This is a genomic window from Schumannella soli (assembly GCF_006517435.1).
Taxonomy (GTDB): Bacteria; Actinomycetota; Actinomycetes; order Actinomycetales; family Microbacteriaceae; genus Schumannella; species Schumannella soli.
This window is the reverse complement of sequence record NZ_VHQG01000002.1, coordinates 816,507-839,005: the sequence shown is the minus strand read 5'-3', so window position 1 is coordinate 839,005 and position 22,499 is coordinate 816,507. Positions and strand designations below refer to the sequence as shown.

Genomic DNA, 22,499 nt, shown 5'->3' with positions numbered 1-22,499 from the left:
CAGGTCATGGCCGAGAAGGGCACCCAGGTCGACGTCGACGGACGCCGGCTCACGCTGACCAATCTCGACAAGGTCATGTACCCCGCGACCGGCACGACCAAGGGCGACGTGATCGACTACTACGCCGCCGCCGCCGCGCGTCTGGTCCCGCTCGCTGCGGGACGCGCGGCGACGCGCAAGCGGTGGGTGCACGGCGTCGGCACCGAGCGCGATCCGGGCGCCATGTTCTTCCAGAAGGACCTCGGATCGGGTGCGCCGAGCTGGGTGCGCACGCGGGCGATCGCGCACGCCGACCACGACAACGTCTATCCGCTCATCGACGATCGCGCGACCCTCGTCTGGCTCGCCCAGCTCGCCACCCTCGAGCTGCACGTTCCGCAGTGGCGCTTCGGGCCGCGCGGCGGGCGGCACGACCCTGACCGCCTCGTGCTCGATCTCGACCCCGGCGACGGCGCCGGGCTCGCGGAGTGCGTCGAGGTCGCGAAGCTCGCCAGGGTGATCCTGCGCGATGTCGGACTCGACCCGATCCCCGTGACGAGCGGGAGCAAGGGCATTCACCTCTACTCCGGACTCGACGAGTCGCGGTCGAGCGAGCAGATGAGCGCCTTCGCCCATGAGCTGGCGCGGGCTCTCGAGGCCGACCATCCCGACCTCGTCGTCAGCGAGATGCGCAAGGCGAAGCGCACCGGCCGGGTGCTCGTCGACTGGAGCCAGAACAACGGCAGCAAGACGACGATCGTGCCCTGGTCGCTGCGCGGCCGCGCCCGGCCGACCGTCGCCGTGCCGCGCACCTGGCGAGAGCTCGGGATGGCGTCGCTCGCCCAGCTCGAGCTGCCCCAGGCGCGCGAGCGGATCGACCGCCGCGCCGACCCGATGGCGCAGCTCGAGGCCGGGCACGTCGAACGCCGACTCGGCGAGTACCGGGCCAAACGGCGCGCCGGCGGCACGCCGGAGCCCTTCGGCGACGACGCCCACCGCGCGCGCCGGCAGGAGACCGACGCGCCGATCTTCGTCGTACAGGAGCATCACGCGACGCGCCTGCACTGGGACTTCCGACTCGAGCACCACGGCGTGCTCGTCAGCTGGGCGGTTCCGAAGGGGGTTCCCGACGACACCGGCCAGAACCGGCTCGCGGTGCAGACCGAGGATCACCCGCTCGACTACGCCGACTTCGCGGGCGAGATCCCGAAGGGCGAGTACGGCGCGGGGTCGGTGCAGATCTGGGATCGCGGCGACTACGAGCTGGAGAAGTGGCGCGAAGGCGAGGAGGTGATCGTCGACCTGCGCGGCGACCGCCTGCGCGGGCGCTACGCGCTCATCCACACCGACGCCGATCAGTGGCTGCTGCACCGGATGAAGGAGCAGCCGGAGGCGGGCGCCGCTCGCACCTCCGGCGCCGACGAGCGGGTGCGTTCCGCGGCGCACGCCGCCGCGCACCGCGGAGGCGGAGCCGGGCCCCGACGCCGCCACACCGCGCTCTCCCCCATGCTCGCGACCGCGGGCACCGCCGCCGACATCCGCGACCGGGATCCCGCGAAATGGAGCTACGAGATGAAGTGGGACGGCGTGCGGGCGCTCGCCCGCGTCGCCGACGGCCGCGTCGAGCTGCGATCACGCAACGGATCGGACCTGACGCCGACGTTCCCCGAGCTGCAGGAGCTGGTCGACGCGGTGAGCGGCGCCGACGTCCTGCTCGACGGCGAGATCGTGGCACTGGATGCGAGCGGCCGCCCGAGCTTCTCGCGGCTGCAGCAGAGGCTCGGGCTGACGAAGCCGCGCGACGTCGAGCGGGCGCGGAACCGGGTCGCGGTCAGCCTCTTCCTGTTCGACCTGCTCGAGCTCGACGGCGCCGCGACCGGCGATAGCCCGTGGCGAGAGCGACGCGCCGCTCTCGAGGAGCTGATCGCGGCGCCGACGGAGCGCATCCAGGTTCCCCCGCTCGCCGGCGACGACCTCGGGCACGCCCTCGAGGTCAGCCGTCATCTCGGCCTCGAAGGCGTCATGGCGAAGCGGGTCGACAGCCGCTACCGCCCCGGCCGGCGCAGCGCCGACTGGCTCAAGCTCAAGCATCTGCGCACCCAGGAGGTCGTGATCGGCGGCTGGCGACCCGGCAACGGCCGGCGCGCCGAGTCGATCGGGTCGCTGCTGCTGGCCGTGCCGGACGGCGACCGCCTGCGCTACGTCGGCCGGGTCGGCACGGGCTTCACCGAGCGCGAGCTCGACCGGATGCGGCACAGGCTGGATCCGCTCGCACGTGTCACCTCACCGCTCGACGACGTGCCCGACGCGGACGCCGCCGACGCGCGCTGGGTCACGCCCTCGCTCGTCGCGGAGGTCGAGTACGCCGGACTCACCGGCGACGGGCGGCTGCGTCACGCGAGCTGGCGCGGGATGCGCCCCGACAAGGCCGCGCACGAGGTGCGCGACGAGACCGCGGAGCCGATCGTCGACTGACGCCCGGCCCGAGCCGGTTCAGCTCCGGTCTGCTCAGGTCAGATCGGACTCGGTGCGCGGCGCTCCCGCCGCGCGATCCTTCGCCGCCTGCTGCGCGTGCTGGATCGCCGCGAGGTCGACGACGCCCGTGATCGGCGCGATGCCCGAGAGGCGCTCGGGCGACAGCACCCGCTGCACCTCCTCGCGCTCCATGAGCCCCGCATCCACCACCAGGTCGGCGATGGACGACTGCGTGGTCAGCGCGGTGTGCGCGAGTGCGGCCGAAGCGGCGTAGCCGATGTAGGGCGTCAGGGCCGTCACGACGCCGACGTTCGTCTCCACCTGGCGGGTGAGGCGGTCGGTGTTCGCGGTGATGCCGTCGACGCAGTTGACGCGCAGCGTGCGGCAGGCGTTCGTCATCCACGCCAGCGACTGCAGGATGCTGTGCGCGATGACCGGCTCGAAGGCGTTGAGCTGCAGCTGACCGCCCTCGGCGGCCGCCGTGACGGTGGCGTCCGCGCCGATCACCGAGAAGGCGACCTGGTTGACGACCTCGGGGATGACCGGGTTCACCTTGCCCGGCATGATCGACGAGCCCGCCTGGCGCGGCGGCAGGTTGATCTCGCCGAGTCCCGCCTGCGGGCCGGACGAGATGAGCCGCAGGTCGTTGCAGATCTTCGACAGCTTGACCGCGGCGCGCTTGAGCACGCCGGACAGGGTCATGAAGACGCCCGCGTCGCTCGTCGCCTCGATCAGGTCGGCCGCCGTCTGGAAGGGAAGCCCCGTCAGCTCGACGAGTTCGTCGCGCACGGCCGCCGCGTAGCGCGGGTCGGCCGTGATGCCGGTGCCGATCGCCGTCGCGCCGAGGTTCATCTCGGCCAGCCACGGGATGACCTCGCCGAGGCGCTCGTGGTCTTCGACGAGGGTATGCGCGAAGCCCCCGAACTCCTGACCGAGCGTCATCGGCACGGCGTCCTGCAGCTGGGTGCGGCCGACCTTCAGAACGTGCTCGAACTCGCGGCCCTTCGCCGCGAAAGACTCCGCCAGCAGCCGGTGCTCGGCGAGCAGGCGCTGCAGGCCGAAGATCATCGCGAGCTTGATCGCCGTCGGGTAGGTGTCGTTGGTCGACTGGCTGCGGTTGACGTCGTCGATCGGGTGCAGCGTCGCGTAGTCGCCGCGCGGGCGGCCGAGGTGCTCGAGCGCGATGTTCGCGATGACCTCGTTGCAGTTCATGTTCGTGCTCGTGCCCGCGCCGCCCTGGATCGCGCCGACGACGAACTGGTCGTGGTGCTCGCCGTCGAGGATGCGCTGGCAGGCCCACTCGATCGCGTCGGCCTTGTGCCCCTCGAGGGCGCCGAGCCGACGGTTGGCGCGGGCCGCCGCCTGCTTCACCCGGGCGAGGGCGCGCACGAGGTCGGGGTAGTTGCTGATCGCGCGGCGGGTGATCGGGAAGTTCACGAGAGCCCGGGCCGTGTGGATGCCCCAGTAGCTGTCGGCGGGGATCGGCAGCGACCCCAGCGAGTCCGACTCGGTGCGGGTCTCCGACGCCGCGGCCAGCTCCTCCGCCGCGCGCTCCGGACCGGTGGTCTCGAAGTTCTCGTCGCCGACGATGCTCTGCTCTTCCGAGAGCGGCGGCGATCCGGCGGGGTTCGAACGGGCGGCGGGCACGGAATCCGTCATCGGATCACTCCTTGAAGCACGAGAACAGCCTATTCAGCGCCGACGGCGCGCGTCATCCCCCGTGCAGTGCGGGGATGATCAGGTAGATGCCGAACAGCACTACGAGGGCGCACAGCACGTAGAGCCCGACCGAGACCCGGCGCTGCCAGGATCCGGTCGTCGCGCCGTCGCCGAAGCGCAGTGCGAGCGAGAACAGCGTCACGATCGCGCAGGCGGCGACGAGAGCCGCCGCCGCGACGACGAAGAAGGCCGCCCAGTCGATCATGCCTTCGACCCCGATCCGTCCTTGTTCTTGCGCTTCTTGCGCTTGGGCCGCACGATGTCGCCGGGCTCGACCGTGTCGAGCGCCTTGCTGTCCACCGACTCCCGCCGTGAGTAGATGAAGATCGCCAGGATCGCCGCGGCGGCGAAGGCCGCATCCGCCACGATCCCCCAGAAGCCGAGCTTCTCGACGAGCGCCATGAAGGCGCCGACCGCGCCCGCCGCCGGGATCGTGATCAGCCAGCCGAGCGCGATGCGCCCCGCCGTGCCCCACTTCACCGAGGCGCCCTTGCGGCCGATGCCCACGCCGATGACGCCGCCCGAGGCGACCTGGGTGGTCGAGAGCGCGAAGCCGAGGTGACTCGACGCGAGGATCGTGGCCGTCGTCGAGGCCTCGGCGGCGAAGCCCTGCGCCGGTTCGACCTCGGTGATGCCCTTGCCGAGCGTGCGGATGATGCGCCAGCCGCCGCTGTAGGTGCCGAGCGCGATCGCCAGGGCGCAGACCACGACGACCCAGAGCTGCGGACCGGAGCCGACCTCCTGCTGACCCGCGGCGATGAGGGCGAGCGTGATGACGCCCATCGTCTTCTGCGCGTCGTTCGTGCCGTGCGCGAGCGAGACCAGTCCGGCCGTGAAGATCTGCCCGCGCTTGAACCCGTCGCGGGCGCGCTTGGCGACGATGGCGTAGGCGATCTTGGTCGCGAGGAAGGCGACGAAGCCGGCGAGGACGGGGGCGAGGAGCGCGGGGATGACGATCTTCGACAGCAGCACGCCGCCGTCGATCGCCTGGAAGCCGACGCCGACGATCGCGGCGCCGATCAGCCCGCCGAACAGCGCGTGACTGGAGGATGAGGGCAACCCGAGCAGCCAGGTGATCAGGTTCCACACGATGGCGCCGATCAGGCCGGCGAAGACGAGCTCCGGGCCGATCTGGATGCCGCCCTCGCCCTCGCGGATCAGCCCGCCCGAGATCGTCTTCGCGACCTCGGTCGACAGGAAGGCGCCGACGAGATTCAGCACGGCGGCCAGCGCGACGGCGACCTTGGGCTTCAGAGCCCCCGTCGCGATCGGCGTCGCCATCGCGTTCGCGGTGTCGTGGAAGCCGTTCGTGAAGTCGAAGACGAGAGCCAGTGCGATGACCAGCGCGACCATGAGTGTGACGTCCACCGCGAATGACCTTTCCACTCGGATGAACGGAACACAACTCGGAGATGGACACGGTGTGTCGTGAGCACTCCTTGCGGACGACCGTTCTGTACCCCGGGCGCGGGTGCCCCGTTCTGGGCGTGTCCCCCGATGCCCGGGGATCCCTAGCCTGAACGCGGACGCACCCTCCCTCCGCAGCGTCCGGAAAGTACGCCCGTGCCGTCTCGCAGAACTCTCGGCGCGGTCGCGCTGAGTTCGCTCGGCACGGCCGCCGTCTCCTTCGCCGTCGTCGATGTGACGACGTCGATCAGCCGCGGCTGCGCGGACGCCGCGGCGAGGGCCTGCGCACACGAGGCGATCCCGCTCGCGGCGATCGTGTTCACGGCGCTGGGGTTCGCCGCCGTGGCCGTCGGGGTCGTGCCGGCGGTGCTGTGGATCGTCTCGTCGGTGCGCGCCGCCCACGAGCCGAGCGACGAGGAGGCCGACGACGAGCTCGTCGCCGACGACCATCGCCGCGCGCTGCGGGAACCCGACGACAAGCTGCTGACCGGCGAGGTCGATCTCGTCGATCCCGACGACGAGCAGCCGGGCCGCGCGGGGCTCGGCGGACTGCGCCGCTTCCTGCCCTGACGGACGTCAGCCGTCGAGTCGTTCCACGGCCGTGATGCGCACGACCGCGATCCCCTCCGCGGCCGAGGCCTCGAGGTCGACCTCGCCGAGCACCGCCCAGTCGTGGTGCTGCGCCGGATCGGCGATCGTCTGCCGCACGAGCCATCGGTCGGACCGCTCGTCGACGTGCAGGAGCGCGGCCGAGCGCGCATCCGCCCCGATGCCGATGGCGTCGTGCTCGTCGAAGTAGGCGTCGAGCGCGGCCGGCCAGTCGATGTCGGGATCCAGCGCGATCAGCTCGTCGTCGGCTTGCCGCGCCGCGAGCTGCACCCGGCGCCAGAACGCGTTGCGCACCATGGCGGTGAACGCCCGCCGGTTCGCGACGACGCTCACCGGCCCCGGGGGTCGGATCGGGGCCGCCGCCGCTGTCGCGACCGTCGTCCCGGGCTCGAGCAGCTCGCGCCATTCGTCGACGAGCGAGGAGTCGACCTGGCGCACGACCTCGCCGAGCCACTCGATGAGCTCGCGCAGCTCCTCGGTCTTCGCCTCGTCGGGGACCGTCTGCCGCAGCGCGCGATAGGCGTCGGAGAGGTAGCGCAGCACCAGCCCTTCGCTGCGCCCGAGCTTGTGGAACGCGACGTACTCGGCGAAGGTCATCCCCCGCTCCCACAGCTCGCGCACGACCGACTTCGGCGACACCGCGAAGTCGCGCACCCACGGCTGCGAACCCGCGTAGACCTCATAGGCCTCGGCGAGCAGCTGCTCGAGCGGCATCGGCCACGTGATCTGCTCGAGCAGCTCCATGCGCGACTCGTACTCGATCCCCTCGCGCTTCATCGCCGCGACGGCTTCGCCCCGCGCGGTGAACTGCTGCTGGCCGAGGATCGCGCGCGGGTCGTCGAGCGTCGACTCGATCACGCTCAGCACGTCGAGCGCGTAGTCGGACGCGTCCTCCTCGAGGAGTTCGATCACTGCGAGGGCGAAAGGCGAGAGCGGCTGGTTGAGGGCGAAGTCGGGTTGCAGGTCGACCGTCAGCCGGATGCGTGCGGTGCCGTCGAGACCGCCGCCCTCCTGCGCCACGACCTCTGACGCGCGCAGCGTGCGGTAGATGCCGAGAGCGCGGCGGGCGAGCGCGCGCTGCCGCGCCGGCGACTCGTGGTTGTCGAGCACCAGTCGCCGGACGTCGTCGAAGACCCCGCGTCCGTCGTCGCTGCCGCGCGCGATCACGTTGATCAGCATGGCCGCCGTGATCGTCATCGAGCTCTGCAGCGTCTCGGGCGCCGCGCTCTGCAGCCGCTCCAGGCTGCCAGGACCCCAGCTCACGAATCCGTCGGGCGCCTTCTTCTTGGGGGTCTTCTTCGCCTTGCCCGGGTTGGCGGCGGCCTTCGCCGCCGCCTTCGCGTTCTCGATCTCATGCTCGGGCGCGAGCACGACCACCTCGCCGGCGGTGTCGTAGCCGGCCCGGCCGGCCCGCCCGGCGATCTGGTGGAACTCGCGGGCGCTGAGCTGGCGCATCCGCGTCCCATCGAACTTCGTCAGGGCCGTGAGCAGCACGGTGCGGATCGGCACGTTGATGCCGACGCCGAGCGTGTCGGTGCCGCAGACGACCTTGAGCAGGCCGTCCTGCGCGAGGGTCTCGACGAGCCGCCGGTACTTCGGGAGCATGCCCGCGTGGTGCACGCCGATGCCGGCGCGGATCAGACGATTGAGCGCGGCCCCGAAGCCCGGCGCGAAGCGGAAGCCGGCGATGGCCACGGCGATGCGGTCGCGGTGGGCGCGGTCGGCGACACGGACGCTGGCCAGCGCCTGCGCGCGCTCGACCGCCGCCGCCTGCGAGAAGTGCACGAGATAGATCGGTGCGAGGCCGTCGGCGAGCAGCGACTCGACTTCCTCCTGCACGGGGGTGAGCTCGTAGCGGAAGTCGAGCGGCACCGGCCGTTCGACGCCGGTCACCATGCCGACCTCTCGACCGGTGCGGCGCTCCAGGTCGGCCGTGATCGCGCTGACATCGCCGAGCGTGGCCGACATCAGCACGAACCGCGTCTGCGGAAGCTGCAGCAGCGGCACCTGCCACGCCCAGCCGCGCTCGGGGTCGGCGTAGAAGTGGAACTCGTCCATGACCACCGTGTCGAAGGGCGCGTCCGGACCCTGGCGGAGCGCCGCGTTGGCGACGATCTCAGCGGTGCAGCAGAGGATGGGCGCGTCGGGGTTCACCCGGGTGTCGCCCGTGATCATGCCGACCCGCTCCGCGCCGAAGAGCTCCACGAGAGCGAAGAACTTCTCGCTCACCAGCGCCTTGATCGGCGCCGTGTAGACGGAGCGGCGCCCCTGCGCCACATCCATCGCGTGCGCGGCGATCGCGACGAGCGACTTCCCGGTGCCGGTCGGGGTGCTGAGCACGAGGTGACGGTCGAGCAGCAGCTCGAGCAGCGCGTCCTCCTGCGCCGGGTACAGCGGCAGTCCGCGGCGCCCGGACCAGGCCATGAAGCCCTCGGCGAAGGCGTCGGCATCCCAGGGTCCGGTGAGCAGGTCGGCGAGCACCCGACGAGTCTGCCGCACGGCGCCGACGGACGCCGACGGCGGCCGCGCTGTCCCCCGGATGCCCTCCAAATGGGGACACCCTGTCCCCCGGAGGGGGCGTGCCGACCCCGTTCCGGCGCGCACAGCTCTCCCCTAGGCTCCCAGTCCAGAAGGATCGATCGGGTTTCGGTCCTGGCACGGGCGGGGGCCCGTGCCGCAACGATGGCAAAGGGGATCGTCACGGTGGCTGAGGGAGATGTTCGCGTTCCTGCGGGGTGGTATCCCGACCCGCTCGGACTGCCGCAGCTGCGGTGGTGGGACAACCACGCCTGGACCGAGTACACCTCGGACGCGCGCCAGCCGATGGTCGCGCAGGAGACCGTCACGCAGCAGGCGCGCCTGACCTACGCCGACGCCGGGGACGAGTTCCCGGCGACGGACGCCGGTGCGACCCTGATCGCCGAGGAGCCGGCGAAGCCGACGCAGGAGGCGCTGCTCTCGCTCGAGGCTCCGGTCAAGGAGGCGATGGTCGAGGAGGAGCTCTCCCCGGCCGCCAAGTTCGCCGAGTTCGTGCCGAGCAACGCGCCGACCACGCCGGCCTTCGACCTGGACACTCGCTTCGACGACCTGCTCGGCGACGCGCTCTCCGCGTCCCGTAGCGCCTTCTCGCACGTCAGCGAGGCGACTGAGAGCTTCGTGCCGGCCGCTGCCGACGACGTCGCGGCCGTGCCGCTCGCCGCGACCACCGCCAAGGGCTCGACCTCGACCGGCCCCGCCTGGGTCATCGCGATGACGCCGCTCTACGTGCTGGTCGTCACGATGTTCTTCCTGCTGTCGCACTCGGGTGGCACGCTGCAGCTCATCGTCAGCCTCGTCGTGCCGTACCTCGGCTCGATCGTGCTGGCCTTCTTCGACTGGAAGATCCTGCGCGAACGCGGACTCAAGCCGGCGCACTGGGCCTTCTCGGTGCTCTCCGGCCCCGTCTACCTCATCGCCCGCTTCGTGCAGCTGGTGCGCCGCTCCGGCCGCGGCTTCGGCCCGCTGCTCGGGATGCTCGGCTTCGCCGTCGTCAACATCGTCGCGGTCGTCGCGGTGCCCGGCCTGATCATCTCGCTGGCGCCGGCCACCTTCGCCCACCAGGCCGAGGACTCCATCACCGCCAGCGCGAAGGCCTTCGGCGCCGACATCATCGTCAGCTGCCCCGAGGAGGTGCCGACGATCGTCGGCGACGGAATGATCTGCAAGGCGAAGAACAAGGCCTCCGACCCCATCGGCTGGGGCATCAACGTCAGCCTGCAGCGCGCGAACGGCTGGTTCACCTGGCAGGTCGACAACTGGGGCATCTACAGCTTCGACCAGAGCAAGCAGGGCTGACGGCCATGAGCGACCAGGCGAACCGCGTCGTCCCCGCCGGCTGGTACGAGGACCCGGATGACACCACGATCGTGCGCTGGTGGAACGGCCTCGGCTGGACCGAGAACGTCGCCGCGAAGCCGGAGCGTCCCGCTCCGGTCGGCGAACTCTGACGCCGCTGCAGCGCAGCTCGTGACGGGCGCCCCGAGATCTCTCTCGGGGCGCCCGTCCGCGTCTCCCGCGGCGGCGCCGAGCTGGTACCGCGGTCGGCACTGGCCCCCGCTCGGGGTGAGGCGCACATCACCCCGGGATTCCTAGACTTCAGGGGTACCGCGCGACCAGGGGGGAAGTGCGGCACGACACTGGGGGAACGATCATGACCGACGTCGCGAGCGCGCGGCCACGGGCCGGGTGGTATGACGACCCGACCGACGCCGCAGGACTGCGCTGGTGGGACGGCATCGTCTGGACCGACAACGCCATGCCGAAGCCGGCGGGCGCCCCGGTCTCGGTTCCCCCTCCCCTGGGTTCGGCCTACTCGGTCGACGACCAGCGCGCCTCGGCATCGCCCCGGCGCGCGGCACGTCTGGCCGCCCGCGAAGCGGCTCGTCGAGAGCCGGATGCCGACGCTCTCGCGCGCGTGACGCCGTTGCGGCCGACGGGCGATGACCTCCCGCCGCTGGCGCTCGTTCCCGAGCAGGTCTCCGCGCCCGAGCCGGTTCCCGTCGCCGTCGACCCGGCGGCCGCGGTCGATGGACTCGGAGCGCTGCCGAGCTTCGACGACTTCCTCTCGGCGGCGCTGCCGGAGACCGCAGCCGGCTCGGCCGCTCCCGCCGCGAATGCGATCCCGCAGCCGGGCGAGCTCGTGGGCGGACCCGTTCCCGGCACGGCGATCCTCGACGCCGCGGCGACCGCGCTGCCGGAGCCCGCGGAACTGACCATCGCGCCGGCCGAGGCCCCGGCGGTGCCCGCGGCGCCGTCCGTCTCCTCGACGCCGAGCACGCCCGCCGCCGAGGCGCCCGCTTCCGCCGTTCCCGCGACGCTTCCGGCGCCGGAAGCCCGTTCGGCGGCCGCCGCTCCCCTCCCGGTGCCGGCGCCGCGCCCCGACGCGATGCCGGCGCCCGCCGTGGCGGCAGCGGCGGGACCGATCGTCGGCCGTGAGGTCGCGCTCGCGACGCCGACTCCGAGGCCGGTCCTCAGGCCGACTCCCGCCACCGCGAGCCCGGCGCTGACGCCCTCGCCCGGCGATCCCGCGCATCCCGCGGCTTTCGTGCCCGACTTCGCGCCCGACGGACGCCCGGTCGAGCCCGCGCCGGGACGCCGGCTCCCGGTGATGCCGGCGGCGGTCGCCCCGACGGCGCCCTCGGCTGCCCCGAGCCGTCACGCCGATGACTGGTGGCGCGGCCTCATGCCGGTCGGCTCGGTCACCACCGCATCCGTGCTGCTCGCGCTCGCGCCCGTGTTCACCACGGTGCTGCCGCTCGCCGCGCTCGCCTTCGCCGTGCAGCTGCCCGACTTCGCGCTGCTGCTGCTCGCGCTTCCGGTCGCCCTCGTGATCCCGCCGGTCGCCCTCGCCCTGGTCGACCGCGGTCGGCTGCGCGGCATGGGATGGGGCGCGCAGGCGAGCCCGGCGTGGGTCGTGCTGAGTCCACTCGTCTACCTGCTCGCACGGCAGTTCGTACTGCGACGCCAGGGAGCGCGCACGCGCGCGTTCACGATCACGACGCTGCTGATGCCGGTCGTCGCGGTCGGCGTGACCGGCGCACTGCTCGCGGTCTACCAGCACGACATCCTCGTCTGGCTCCTCGTGCTGCAGGTGCGGCTGGCCTGATCCGGCCGCTCACGCGTTCCCCGGTCGGCGACTGTGCGCCTCGGAGGGCCCGCGAGTAGCGTGGCGGGATGCCAGCCGCGCGTCGCATCCACGCCGTCGTGACGGGGCGCGTCCAGGGTGTCGGATACCGCTGGGCGACGCTCGAGCACGCCGAGGGCGCCGGTGTCTCCGGCTGGGTGCGCAACCGTCCGGACGGCACCGTCGAGCTCGAAGCCCAGGGCCCCGCGGAGCGACTGGACGAGCTCGCCCGGTGGCTGCGCAGCGGCCCGCGCTGGGCCGAGGTCACCGCGGTCGAGGTGCGGGAGATCCCGGCCCGGGCCGACGATTCCGGATTCGAGGTGCGATGAGCGACCCCCGGGACGAGGCTCCCCTGCGGCTGCTGCTCGTGCGCCACGGCGAGACGGTGCTCAACGCACGCGGCGTGCTCGACGCCGTGACGCCCGGCGCGCCGCTGAGCGCACGGGGTCGGCGGCAGGCGCTCGAGCTCGTCGACCGGCTCGCGGACGAGCCGATCGCGTTGCTCTGCCACAGCTCGATGGTGCGCACGCGGATGACCGTCCAGCCGCTCGCGACCGCGCGCGGGCTCGAACCGGTCCTGATCGCCGGCGCGGAGGAGATCGGCGCGGGCGATCTGCAGGGCGCCGCCGACCCGGCACGCATCCGCCGCTACCTCGAGACGGCCTTCGCCTGGAGCGACGGGGATCTCGGCCCGCGGGTGCCCGGCGGGGAGGACGGCGTCGAGTTCTTCCGGCGTTTCGACACGGCGATCGCCGACATGGCGCATCGGCTGAGATCCACCCGCCGCGAGGGAGCCTCCGGCTCGGCCGTGCTCGTCACCCACAGCGCCGCGATCCGCGTCTGGGTCGCGCGTCGCGGCCACGGACTCGCGGACGGCTTCAGCGCGCGGCGCCCGCTCGCGAACACCGGCATCGTCGTCGTGGAGAGCGTCGGCGACCATCGCGAGTGGCGCGTCGTCAGCTGGGACGACGTCGGAACTGACGCCGCCCTGCCGCCGTCAGCCGACCTCCGCGACGACCCGCAGGGCTCTCCGCTTGGACCGGACGCGCCGCGCCGGGCCGTCCGCGCCGGTCAGCGGTCGTCGTCGAGCTGACCGAGCAGCGAGCCGAGATCGCTCTGCTCGCCGCAGAGGCCGCTGAGCGAAGCCTGACCAGCGTCGATGGCCTCGCCGAGATGTGCGATGGTGCTCATGGTTCCCCCTTGGCGATGACGGTAGGCACCCTGCTCGCGCGGCGCGCCTCCGTCTTCGGGTGGCGCCCGTCACGAGGGGCACCCGAACCGGGGAGGACGCCGTCAGGAGAGGAGCCCCGTGACCGACGCCCCGTTCCCCGAACTCGATCCGCACGGCTGGGCCGCACTGGCGGCCTGGATGCGGGAGCAGCGCTGGTTCGCCGCCAAGGGCTCCACACCCCGGCTCCGGCAGGTGGCGCGCCTCGACCTCACTCCGTGCGATGACGGCGCACGCCCCGTGACTCTGCTGGTCGCGGACGACGCAGACAGCCGTCGGCCGGTGTACCAGCTGGCGCTCGTCGCCCGCCCCGCGGGCGGCGCCGAGGGAGGCGACCCGATCGTCCTGCTGCCCGGCGGGGTGCTCAACGACGGCGCCCGCGACCCCGCCTATGCGGAGGCCGTTCTTGCCGAGCTCGCCGCAGCGGGCGCCGAGCTCGGCGATGCACCGCGCGCCGCCGCCGTGCCCTTCGCCGGCGAGCAGTCGAACACCTCGCTCGTCATCGCCCGCGAGGGCGACCGCGACCTCGTCATCAAGCTCTTCCGGGTCGTGCATCACGGCGAGAACCCCGAGATCGAGCTGCAGCGCGCCCTGACCCGCACCGGCTCCCCCGTCGTGCCGCGCTTCATCGGATCGCTCGCCGCGACCTGGTCGGCCGACGGCGCCGCCGAGGCGCGCGGTGACCTCGCCGTCGTGCAGGAGTTCATCGGCGGCGCCGTCGACGGATGGGCGCTGGCCAGCCGGGCCGCCGCCGGCGGCCACGACTTCCGTGACGAGGCCCGGCAGCTCGGCGCCGTGACCGCGGCCGCACACCTCGGCCTCGCCCAGCAACTCGGCCACGTGGCGTCATCACCGACGGACGTGTCGGGTCTCACCGGGGTCTGGGAGCAGCGGCTCGAGGCGGCGCTCACGGTCGCGCCGCAGCTCGCCGTGCACGCCGAGGAGATCCGCGGACGCTACGCCGCCGCCGCGGCGGCGCCCTGGGGCGAGCTGCAGCGCATCCACGGCGACCTGCACCTCGGGCAGGCGCTGCACGCGCCCGACGGCCGCTGGCTGCTGATCGACTTCGAGGGCGAGCCGCTGCGCACCCTCGCTGAGCGCACGCATCCCGAGCCCGTGCTGCGCGACGTCGCCGGGATGCTGCGCAGCTTCGACTACGCCGGCTCGGCCCACGGCGCCGCCGGCACGCGCTGGGCCGAGCAGAGCGCCGCGGCCTACCTCGAGGGCTACTCCGCCGCGTCGGGCGCGACACCCGGACCGCCGGAGCTGCTCCTCGCGCTGCAGCTCGACAAGGCGGTCTACGAGGTCACTTACGAAGTGCGCAATCGCCCCGACTGGGTCGGCATCCCGCTCGGCGCGATCCAGCGGATGCTGCGCTCCAGCTGATCCGCCACGCCGCTCCCGGCGGACGCGGAGCCGCTGGCCCCCGTTGGGGGGATATAACTGTCACATGCAGAGCACCCTGGACCGGATCGCCCAGTGGATGACTCAGCAGGACTGGTACGTCGCGGCGCGCGACAGCGCACCGCGGCTGCGCGAGCTGGTCGAGGTGTTCCTGCCGTCGGCGGATCCCACGGCTCGCGTCCGGGTGCTCGTCGTCGAAGACGAGGCGCGCGCCGGCGGCGTGATCTACCAGGTGCCCCTCGTCGAACGCGACGTCGCCCCGGAACCCGGGGATCCGCGCTGGATCGGCCGCGGCTACGGCGGCGCCGCCCTGTTCGACGGCGTCGGCGACACCGCGTACGCCTCCGCGCTGCTCGCGGCGATGCACGAGACCGGCACGCTGGTCGACCCGGACGACGACCGCTTCGTCGTGCGCTGCGAGGCCGTGCAGGATGCCGGACCGAGCGCGCGAATGCACGTGCAGGTGTACGGCCGCCCCGAGATCACGGTGACCGTCTACCGCCAGGTGCTGCCGGGCCCGCACCCCGACGCCGACGCGGCCGCACGCCTGGCCGGACTCGGCATCCGCCCGCGACTCGTGGGGACGCTGCCGGTGCGCTGGACCGACGACGACGGCTGGGTGGAAGCGGCGCACCTCGCACTCGCCGAGGAGAGCCAGGCCGGACTCGTCGACGGGTGGACCTTCTTCGCCGCGGCCGCCCGCTCCGGCCGCCCCGTCGACGACGAGCTGCGCCGCATCGGCGCCGCCATCGCCCGCCTGCACGACGGCCTCGAATCCACCGCCCGTCCGGTCACACCGGCCGAGCGGACGCGCACGCTCGACTCCTGGCGCACTCGCCTGCTGGCCGCCGCGCACCACGTGCCAGGACTCGCCGCCCACGCCCCGGGCGCTCAGCGGCTGCTCGATCTCGCCGCGCGCGGCCACTGGCCGGACGCGCAGAGCGTGCACGGCGCCCTCGAACTCACCGCGCTGCGCCGCACGCCGAACGGCGTCTGGCAGCTCGCCGACCACTCCGGGCCGGCCCCCGCGCCCGCCGACGATCGCACCGACCTGCCGGAACGCGACCTCGCGGCGGTGCTGCGCTCGCTCGACTACGCCGCGGGACTCACCGGAGCCGACGCCGCGTGGGCGGATCGCGCCCGCGCCGCGCTGCTCGACGGCGCCGGAGCCGAGGAGACGCCGCTGCTGGCGGCGCTGCAGCTCGACCTCGCCGTGTTCGACGCCGTGTCGGAGCAGCGCACCCGGCCCGACGCCGTGCACATCCCTCTCGGGACGATCGCCCGGCTGACGGCGGCGCGGCGTGACGTCGACACGGTGCTGACGGCCGCCTGACCGGTCCGGTGCGGTCCCAGTAGGGTGGCCGCATGGCGCGGGATCGAGGGAGACTCATCCGCCGCGCCGTCATCGGCGGCATCGCCGGCGTGATCGTCGTCGCGGCCCTCGCGATCGTCGTCTCCGGCGGACTCGCCGACGACGGAGGCCGACGCGTCACGACCTATCGCGTCGGAGAGCGGATCGAGTCGGGGAACGCGCGCACCGTCGTCGAATCCGTCACGCTGAGCACCCGCCGACCCGGCAGCGGCTTCGAGGCGAGCGACGGCCGCAGGTGGCTCGTCATCACGGTGGTGCAGACCAACCTCAGCGACGCCCCGCTGTTCGTCACGAACCTGCGCATCGGCATCAACTACGGCACGGCCCTCGACCAGCGCGACACGACACGTTCGATCGACCGGGCCGCCGGCGGCCAGGCCGCTTCGCCGCTGCCGCCCGGCGTGCCGACGCGACTCTGGTACGTCTTCGACGTGCCCGCGACGGCCGCACCGGACGACGAGACGGTCGTCGGGGTCTACCGAGCCGACCGCACCTACGGCGACCCGGTCTTCGGCGACACCGGGTACGGCTCGCCGTACCCGGTCGGCCGGGTGCCGGTCGACCGGGTCGAGGACGAAGGATGAAACGCGGGGTCCGCATCGCCGCCTCACTGGCCGGGCTGGCGATCGCGATGATCGCCGCCGCGACCGCACCGCAGGACGGCACCGACATCGCGGCGCCGTTCCTCGTGCGCGGAGTCGAGGGCGACGTGCTCACGACCCGCCTGCTCACCACCCGCCTCGACGGCATCGAGCTCGCCGACGCTCTCGAGCAGGACGCCTACTCCTCGCCGCGCATCGACACGGAAGGCCAGTGGCTCGTCGTGCACCTGACCGTGCAGACCCGCCAGTCGACCGAGGGGCTCTCGGCCGCGCGGCTGCTGCTCGACGGGCGCGAATACGGCAACTACATCGGCGCCGACGACGACCTCGCCCGCATCCAGAACGGCCCCGGCATCGCGACGAGCGGCACGCTCGTGTTCGAGCTGCCCGCCGACGCCCTGCGCGGCGCCGGAGCCGGCCACGCCGAGCTGCGCCTGCAGACGCAGGTCGCTCCGACGCTCGACGACGTGCCCACCTACACGCTCGACCTGCGCGGCGCCCACCGCAGCGCCGAGTTCCGCATCCCCCGTCCGCGAGTCGTGGAGCCGCTCACATGACCGGCCGTCCCCGCATCGCGGCCGGAGCCCGGCGTCACCTGCTGGCGGGCGGAGTCGCCGTCGCGAGCGGCGGCATGCTCGCTTCGCTGCTGTTCTTCGAGCCGTTCCTGCCCGGAGCGCCGGCCGCGACCCCGGTGCACCGGGTCGCGCGCGGCGACACGGCCGAGGTGGAGGGCAGCGGGTTCCGCATCGGCGCTGCGGGCTTCTTCACCGCGGAGAGCGACCAGCCCGTCGACGTCCCCGCCGGCTACGCCGTGCTCGGCGTGCTCGTGCCGATCACCCCGGGATCATCGGCCTCCCCCGACCCGGGAAGCTGCGACATCGTGCTCGTCGCGCCTGGCGGACCGGGCGGCGTCGATCGTGAATGGACCAGCGAGGTGGATCCCGGGCAGTACGACTACGGCACCACGCGCGGGACGCGATCGATCTGCCAGTTCGGCGACGACGGCGAGAAGGTCACCTACGAGGGCGTCTTCCTCGTGCCCGACGACGTCTACGCGGCGGCCTCGCTCGAGATCCGCTTCACGAGTCCGAAGAGCGACGGCTACGCCCGCAGCGTCTACCGCTTCGCGCTGCCGGCCGATCCCGTGGGCTGATCGCCGGCATCCGCACCAGCCACGACATCCGCATCCGCATCCGCCACGTCACTCGCCGCACCGCGGCGCAGCCGCGTCGGGATGCGCGGCATGCGCTGCGGGTCCAGCTCGCCCGTGCGCCGCCGCCACCAGCGCCCGATCATCTGATCGAAGATCGCCGCGAGCAGCGCGATCCGCACCGGCTCGATCAGCAGCCCGATCACCAGCGAGACGTTGTGGTACGCGTCGCGGCCGTAGGCCGTCTCGTGCGGACCGACGAGCACCAGCGCGCCGCGGAAGATCCACTGCTGCGCGGCGTAGAGCAGCCCCGAGAGCGTCATCAGCACGAGCAGCGTTCGGGCTCGAGCGTGCAGGATCATCCGCGCGCTGATCAGCAGTGGCTCGGCCGTCTCGTACCAGAGGGCCACGGAGCCGCGGATCGACCGGCGCAGCACACGCGGCAGCGTCGCGAGGCGCACCCGAAGTCGGGCCTCGACGCGCACCGGCATGAGGCGCTCGTGACGCGATTCGGCGATCGCACGGCTGTAGATCACGCCGCCGATCACCAGCCATGCCACCGGGAGCACGACGACCTGCAGCAGCAGCGGGATCGCGCCGTCGATGCCGCGCAGCAGCAGTCCCGCACCCGACCAGAGCTGCTCGAGATCGGCGCGCAGATCCTGGGCGGCCACGACGATCCGGCGGGAGGCGAACCAGCCGCCCGCCTCGCCGAGCACCGCCGACAGACCTCCGACGGCGACGAAGATCCAGGTCGCCTCGAGGTAGATCTCCACGATCGAGAAGAACGACGGAAGCCGCTCGCGCAGCCGGTCGACGAGGACGCGCAGCACGAACGCCGCGACGACGACCGCCGCGACGACGGGACCGCTGCCCGGGTCGAGCACGTAGCGCCCCGAGCCGAAGCTGTAGAAGAACGCCGTGACCGCGTAGTCGGAGAGATCCTGCGCGACGCCGCCGATCAGCGCATAGAGCACGAAGAACGGCACGATCGACGAGAACAGCACCTCGCCGAACTCGCGCGCACGACCGCGCAGCGTCGGGGGGATGCCGGGGCCCGGCACTGCGAGGTACTCGCGCATCGCGCCGCGCACCGCGAGGAACATGCCGACGAAGGCGACGAGCCGCGCGAGCACCGCGATGGGCAGGAACAGCAGCGGCAGCAGCCCGCTGTCGAAGGAGAGCGGCGCGGCCGCCGAGATCACGAGATGCCGCACGAGCTCGCCGGCGAGGTACCAGGCCGCGAGGGCGGGGAAGCTGCGCACGAGGATCCGGACCAGATCGGTGACCGTGCGGCGCATGCCCCGATGCTAACGGGCGCTCAGCTCCGCGCCTCGGCGTCCTGCTGTCGCCGGCACCGCAGCTCGCAGCCGTCGCGCGAGCACGGGCGCCCAGCAGCCGCCGCCTACTGTGGGCATATGAGCCTCGAACCGCCCGTCGCCGCCCGCCGACCCGTGGAGCGCCTGCACCACGGCGACGTCGTCACCGACGACTACGAGTGGCTGCGCGACAAGGACGACCCCGAGGTGCTCGCCCACCTGCACGCCGAGAACGCCTACACCGACGCGCAGACCGCCGACCTCGCCGTGCTCGAGGAGCTCGTCTACGAGGAGATCACCCGACGCACCCAGGAGGACGACCTCAGCGTGCCGGTGCGCGAAGGGCGCTGGTGGTACTACGCCCGGACCGAGGCCGGCGCGCAGTACGCGCTGCACTGCCGCATCCCCGTCGTCGACGAGTCGGACTGGACCCCGCCGACGCTGCCCGCCGACGGCTCGGCGCCCGCGGGCGAGCAGATCATCCTCGACGGCAACGCCGAGGCCGACGGCGACTTCTTCTCGATCGGCACCCTCGACGTCTCCCCCGACGGCGCCCTGCTGCTGTGGAGCGTCGACGCGGTCGGCGACGAGCGCTACGAGCTGCGCATCCGCGACCTCGCGACCGGCGTCGACCGCGAGGAGCGCATCCCCGGCACCTCGGGCGATGCGCTCTGGGATGCGAGCGGCGAGTGGATCTTCTACACGACGGTGGATGCGGCCTGGCGCCCCGACCGCGTGCTGCGGCACCGCCTCGGTTCGGCTTCGGCCGACGACGCGGTGGTGCTGCACGAGCCGGACGAGCGCTTCTGGGTCGGCGTGGGGCTCACCCGCAGCCGTCGCTACCTGGTGATCGAGCTCGGGTCGAAGATCACGAGCGAGGTGCACCTCATCGACGCGACGACGCCCACCGCCGCGCCGCGCGTCGTCTGGCCTCGACGCGAGGGGGTCGAGTACGACGTCGTGCACGCGATCATCGGCGGCCTCGACCGGCTCCTCGTCACGCACAACGAGGGCGCGCCCGACTTCCGCATCGACGCGGTCGATCCTGATGACCCGGAGGGAGCACGGCAGGAGATCGTGGCGCACCGCGCGGGGGTGCGGGTGAGCGGGGTCTCCGCTTTCGCGCATCACCTGGTGCTGCACTACCGCCGCGACACCCTGCGCCGCGTCGCACTCGCCCGCCTCGAGGCGGAGACGACGACGCCGCGGTTCCACGAGATCGAGGTCGCCGAAGAGCTCTTCACTCTCGGCGCGGGCGGCGGCCCGGAGTGGGAGCAGCCGACCGTGCGGCTCACCGAGACCAGCTTCATCACGCCCGCGGTCGTGAGCGAGCTCGACCTCCGCACCGGCGAGCGACGGGAGCTGAAGCGACAGCCCGTCCTCGGCGGATACGACCCCGCGGTCTACGCGCAACGACGTGTCTGGGCCGAGGCGCCCGACGGCGAGCAGATCCCGGTCTCGCTCGTGTTCCGTCCCGACCTGGTCGCGCTCGGCGACGACGACCTGCCCGCGACGCCCGCGCCGCTGCTGCTCTACGGCTACGGCTCGTACGAGCACTCGATCGATCCCTCGTTCTCGATCCCCCGGCTCAGCCTGCTCGAGCGCGGGGTCGTCTTCGCGGTCGCGCACGTGCGCGGCGGCGGTGAGCGCGGACGGCGCTGGTACGAGCAGGGACGGCTCGAGCACAAGCGCAACACCTTCACCGACTTCGTCGCCGCCGCACGTCACCTCGTCGACCGGGGGTGGACCTCGCCCGAGCGTCTCGTCGCGGAGGGCGGCTCGGCCGGCGGGCTCCTGATGGGCGCCGTCGCCAATCTCGCGCCGGAGCTGTTCGCGGGCGTGCTCGCCGCGGTGCCGTTCGTCGATCCGTTGACGAGCATCCTCGACCCGGAGCTGCCGCTGACCGTCGTCGAGTGGGACGAGTGGGGCAACCCGCTCGCTGATCCCGAGGTCTACGCGCTCATGAAGAGCTACTCGCCCTACGAGAACGTGCGCGCCGTGCGCTACCCGCGCATCCTCGCGGTGACGAGCCTCAACGACACCCGGGTGCTCTACGTCGAACCGGCGAAGTGGGTCGCGAGGCTGCGGGAGGTGCAGGCCCCGGTGCTGCTGCGCTGCGAGATGAGCGCGGGGCACGGCGGCGTGTCCGGCCGGTACGCGGGGTGGCGACGTCGCGCCTTCGAGCTCGCGTGGATCCTCGACGCGGCGGGGGTGCACGGCCGCTGAGCCGCGGTCGTGGGATGCTCGGCTCATGATCATCGTGACTGGCAACGACATCCCCGGGTACCGCATCGACGCCGTGTTCGGCGAGGTGATGGGCTTGACGGTGCGTTCGCGCGACTTCGGGTCGAATCTGCTCGCCGGCTTCCGCGCGATCGGCGGCGGCGAGCTGCCCGAGCTCACGCAGGCCCTGTACGAGAGCCGTCACGAGGTGATGAACCGCATGGTCGTCGAAGCGCAGCAGCGCGGCGCGAACGCGATCATCGCCATGCGCTTCGACGCCTCGGAGATCGGGCAGCAGTGGACCGAGGTCTGCGTCTACGGCACGGCGGTCGTCGCGTTCCCGATCCCGGCGGGCGAGCCCGGAGCGACCGGCCAGTCCGCGGCGATCGCCGCCCAGGGCTGAGCCCCCGTGGTCAGATGAAGCGGATCGCGGCCTGCAGCCGGCTGCGCACCTCGAACAGATCGGTTCCGCCGATCGCGACACCGGGGATGCCGCGCCGCAGCAGGTCGGCGGCCCGCGAGCGCTCCGCGAGAAGCGTCACGACACCGCGCATCTCGCCGATGTCCTCGACGCCGTCGGCCTGACCGTCGGGCACCACGATGAGCGCCGCCGTGAAGCGCACGTGCGCCGCACGGCCGAGCTTGCGCGCGTCGAGCACCGTCTCGCGCACGGGGCGCGCGCCGGGCTCGATCCCGTCGCCGACGAGGTCGCCGCGGCGCGGGGTGACCGGCGCTCCCCAGTCGGCCGACTGCACGGCCCAGAGACCCGTCGGGCCGAGCACGACGTGATCGATCTTGCCCTCGCCGGCGGCCACATCGTGCCAGAGCGTGTAGCCGATCCCCAGCGTTCCGAGCTTGCGCGCGGTCTCCTCCTCGGCGACGGCCGCCGCGAGCAGCGAGCGCACCTCCCAGGGGGCGCTGCGCACCACGGCCGGGTCGTAGGGATCGGGAGTCGGCTCGCCGAGGCCGATCCAGGCCCGCACTTCCTCGAGATAGCGCTGCCGGTACCAGCCGCCCGGATGCCCGGAGGATCGAGCGCTCGCCCGGGTGTCCTGGCGCGCGCGCGGAGCTGCCGGCGCCCAGACCGTCGACTGAGCGGTCGACATCGCCGATCCGTCGTAGCGGGCCCGGCTCTCGGGGTCGCCGATGAGCGACCAGGCGCGCTGCACCGCGTCGAACGCGGCGGTCGAGCCGCCCGCATCCGGGTGCGTCGCGCGCAGGCGACGGCGGAACGCCCGCCGCAGCTCGTCCTGCGTCGCCGTCGGCGGTACGCCGAGCACGTCGTAGGGGCTCGCGGAGAGCGGGCTGTCGGGCATGAGCGGAACCCTACCGAGTTCCGACCGGGAGATT

Annotated in this window: 20 protein-coding genes; 14 read left to right on the top strand and 6 right to left on the bottom strand. The window is 72.8% G+C overall.

The window, feature by feature from the left end; translation table 11 throughout:
- The first annotated feature begins 6 nt into the window (after positions 1–6).
- On the top strand, positions 7–2,454 hold the full coding sequence (locus tag FJ657_RS09600) for an ATP-dependent DNA ligase (RefSeq protein ID WP_141163423.1): 2,448 nt from the start codon (positions 7–9) through the stop codon (positions 2,452–2,454).
- Between the two features lie 33 nt (positions 2,455–2,487).
- Here FJ657_RS09600 and FJ657_RS09595 read toward each other — a convergent pair whose 3' ends face one another.
- Genes FJ657_RS09595 through FJ657_RS09585 form a run of 3 tightly spaced genes read right to left on the bottom strand, consistent with a single transcriptional unit; the run spans position 2,488 to position 5,541 of the window.
- Positions 2,488–4,113 (bottom strand): aspartate ammonia-lyase, encoded by a 1,626-nt coding sequence (locus FJ657_RS09595; RefSeq protein ID WP_141163422.1) that lies wholly within the window; start codon positions 4,111–4,113, stop codon positions 2,488–2,490.
- Between the two features lie 52 nt (positions 4,114–4,165).
- The gene (locus FJ657_RS09590) at positions 4,166–4,378 is read right to left on the bottom strand and encodes a hypothetical protein (RefSeq protein WP_141163421.1); all 213 of its coding nucleotides are present in this window, start codon (positions 4,376–4,378) and stop codon (positions 4,166–4,168) included.
- The gene (locus tag FJ657_RS09585) at positions 4,375–5,541 is read right to left on the bottom strand and encodes an inorganic phosphate transporter (RefSeq protein ID WP_141163420.1); all 1,167 of its coding nucleotides are present in this window, start codon (positions 5,539–5,541) and stop codon (positions 4,375–4,377) included. Before FJ657_RS09585 ends, FJ657_RS09590 begins: the two co-directional genes overlap by 4 nt.
- A gap of 195 nt (positions 5,542–5,736) precedes the next feature.
- Between FJ657_RS09585 and FJ657_RS09580 the strand changes: the two genes are divergently transcribed.
- Entirely contained in the window at positions 5,737–6,150 is a 414-nt protein-coding gene (locus FJ657_RS09580) for a hypothetical protein (protein ID WP_141163419.1), read from the top strand.
- Positions 6,151–6,156: 6 nt separating this feature from the next.
- Here the strand turns inward: FJ657_RS09580 and FJ657_RS09575 are convergent, their stop codons facing one another.
- Positions 6,157–8,613 (bottom strand): DEAD/DEAH box helicase, encoded by a 2,457-nt coding sequence (locus tag FJ657_RS09575; protein ID WP_141163975.1) that lies wholly within the window; start codon positions 8,611–8,613, stop codon positions 6,157–6,159.
- 279 nt (positions 8,614–8,892) lie between these two features.
- On the opposite strand from FJ657_RS09575, the gene FJ657_RS09570 reads away from it, so the two are divergent.
- The 10 genes from FJ657_RS09570 to FJ657_RS09525 all read left to right on the top strand — a co-directional run bounded on the left by FJ657_RS09570 (position 8,893) and on the right by FJ657_RS09525 (position 17,610).
- A complete protein-coding gene (locus FJ657_RS09570; protein ID WP_219995892.1) occupies positions 8,893–10,023 on the top strand; it encodes a DUF2510 domain-containing protein in 1,131 nt (376 codons plus the stop codon).
- Between the two features lie 5 nt (positions 10,024–10,028).
- Positions 10,029–10,175, top strand: coding sequence for a DUF2510 domain-containing protein (locus FJ657_RS09565; RefSeq protein WP_141163417.1), 147 nt, complete (start codon positions 10,029–10,031; stop codon positions 10,173–10,175).
- A 203-nt stretch (positions 10,176–10,378) separates the two neighbouring features.
- Positions 10,379–11,833 carry a DUF2510 domain-containing protein gene (locus FJ657_RS09560; protein ID WP_141163416.1) on the top strand — a complete coding sequence of 485 codons (1,455 nt, stop codon included), beginning with the start codon at positions 10,379–10,381 and terminating at the stop codon, positions 11,831–11,833.
- A gap of 68 nt (positions 11,834–11,901) precedes the next feature.
- Complete coding sequence (locus FJ657_RS09555; RefSeq protein WP_141163415.1) at positions 11,902–12,180, top strand: acylphosphatase; 279 nt, start codon at positions 11,902–11,904, stop codon at positions 12,178–12,180.
- Positions 12,177–12,944 (top strand): histidine phosphatase family protein, encoded by a 768-nt coding sequence (locus tag FJ657_RS09550; RefSeq protein WP_255447245.1) that lies wholly within the window; start codon positions 12,177–12,179, stop codon positions 12,942–12,944. The genes FJ657_RS09555 and FJ657_RS09550 overlap by 4 nt, the downstream gene beginning before the upstream one ends.
- 216 nt (positions 12,945–13,160) lie before the next feature.
- On the top strand, positions 13,161–14,465 hold the full coding sequence (locus tag FJ657_RS09545; RefSeq protein WP_141163414.1) for a maltokinase N-terminal cap-like domain-containing protein: 1,305 nt from the start codon (positions 13,161–13,163) through the stop codon (positions 14,463–14,465).
- A 64-nt stretch (positions 14,466–14,529) separates the two neighbouring features.
- Complete coding sequence (locus tag FJ657_RS09540) at positions 14,530–15,816, top strand: maltokinase N-terminal cap-like domain-containing protein (RefSeq protein ID WP_141163413.1); 1,287 nt, start codon at positions 14,530–14,532, stop codon at positions 15,814–15,816.
- 32 nt (positions 15,817–15,848) lie between these two features.
- Positions 15,849–16,439, top strand: a complete 591-nt coding sequence (locus FJ657_RS09535; protein WP_141163412.1) for a DUF4352 domain-containing protein — start codon at positions 15,849–15,851, stop codon at positions 16,437–16,439.
- Complete coding sequence (locus FJ657_RS09530) at positions 16,436–17,014, top strand: DUF4352 domain-containing protein (protein ID WP_141163411.1); 579 nt, start codon at positions 16,436–16,438, stop codon at positions 17,012–17,014. Before FJ657_RS09535 ends, FJ657_RS09530 begins: the two co-directional genes overlap by 4 nt.
- Complete coding sequence (locus FJ657_RS09525) at positions 17,011–17,610, top strand: hypothetical protein (protein WP_141163410.1); 600 nt, start codon at positions 17,011–17,013, stop codon at positions 17,608–17,610. Before FJ657_RS09530 ends, FJ657_RS09525 begins: the two co-directional genes overlap by 4 nt.
- Here FJ657_RS09525 and FJ657_RS09520 read toward each other — a convergent pair.
- On the bottom strand, positions 17,574–18,908 hold the full coding sequence (locus FJ657_RS09520) for a hypothetical protein (protein WP_141163409.1): 1,335 nt from the start codon (positions 18,906–18,908) through the stop codon (positions 17,574–17,576). The two genes, FJ657_RS09525 and FJ657_RS09520, sit on opposite strands and share 37 nt — an antisense overlap.
- A 117-nt stretch (positions 18,909–19,025) precedes the next feature.
- Here FJ657_RS09520 and FJ657_RS09515 point away from each other — a divergent pair, with 117 nt between their 5' ends.
- Together FJ657_RS09515 and FJ657_RS09510 are read left to right on the top strand one after the other, a co-directional pair.
- Positions 19,026–21,152 carry a S9 family peptidase gene (locus tag FJ657_RS09515; protein WP_141163408.1) on the top strand — a complete coding sequence of 709 codons (2,127 nt, stop codon included), beginning with the start codon at positions 19,026–19,028 and terminating at the stop codon, positions 21,150–21,152.
- A 25-nt stretch (positions 21,153–21,177) separates the two neighbouring features.
- Positions 21,178–21,552, top strand: a complete 375-nt coding sequence (locus tag FJ657_RS09510; RefSeq protein WP_141163407.1) for a YbjQ family protein — start codon at positions 21,178–21,180, stop codon at positions 21,550–21,552.
- Between the two features lie 10 nt (positions 21,553–21,562).
- Here the strand turns inward: FJ657_RS09510 and FJ657_RS09505 are convergent, their stop codons facing one another.
- Complete coding sequence (locus FJ657_RS09505) at positions 21,563–22,465, bottom strand: J domain-containing protein (RefSeq protein ID WP_141163406.1); 903 nt, start codon at positions 22,463–22,465, stop codon at positions 21,563–21,565.
- Positions 22,466–22,499: the final 34 nt, after the last annotated feature.